Origin of the sequence: uncultured Nonlabens sp. (genome assembly GCF_947495285.1) — a bacterium.
Lineage (GTDB): Bacteria > Bacteroidota > Bacteroidia > Flavobacteriales > Flavobacteriaceae > Nonlabens.
On record NZ_CANLXZ010000083.1, the window covers coordinates 1 to 647 of the forward strand.

Annotated in this window: 1 protein-coding gene; it reads left to right on the plus strand. The window is 37.6% G+C overall.

The genetic code is table 11. The features are described 5' to 3' along the window. On the plus strand, positions 1-647 hold a 647-nt coding region (locus Q0838_RS14235), incomplete at both ends, for an IS4 family transposase (protein WP_298956560.1).

The window sequence follows — 647 nt, forward strand, 5'->3', positions numbered from 1 at the left end:
ACCGATGGCAAAACAGCAGACAACAAAGGTGCTTACGATATACCATTGCTAAAAGGAAGTGTCATTGTTGCAGATAGATTTTATAATGATTTTTCACTCTTAAATGTTTGGGACAGCAGCGGCGTTTATTTTGTGGTCAGGCACAAGGACAACATAAAATTTAGAACCGTAAAAGAATTAGAACTACCAGAAGAACGTCACGGGCACGTTCTAAAGGATGAAATTATTGAGCTCACAGGTACCAAAACGAAAGAGAAATACCCCAAAAAGCTACGCAGAGTTGCGCTGTGGGATGAAAAAAATCAGCAAACCATTGAAGTCATTACAAACCATATGTCTTGGACAGCAAACACCATAACAGAACTTTATAAGGCGCGATGGGAAGTTGAGATATTTTTTAGGGATATAAAACAACAGCTGCACATTAAGTCCTTTATAGGAACAAGTCATAATGCGGTAATGATACAAATTTGGACGGCATTAATAACAATACTGATATTAAAGGCGCTAAAAACACAGGCGAAACACGGTTGGTATCTATCAAATTTAGTAGCCTTTATAAGGCTAAACCTGTTTGTGAAAGTTGATCTGCACAAATGGCTCGATAATCCATTTGCAAAAGAACAACCACCGCCAAATAAATATAT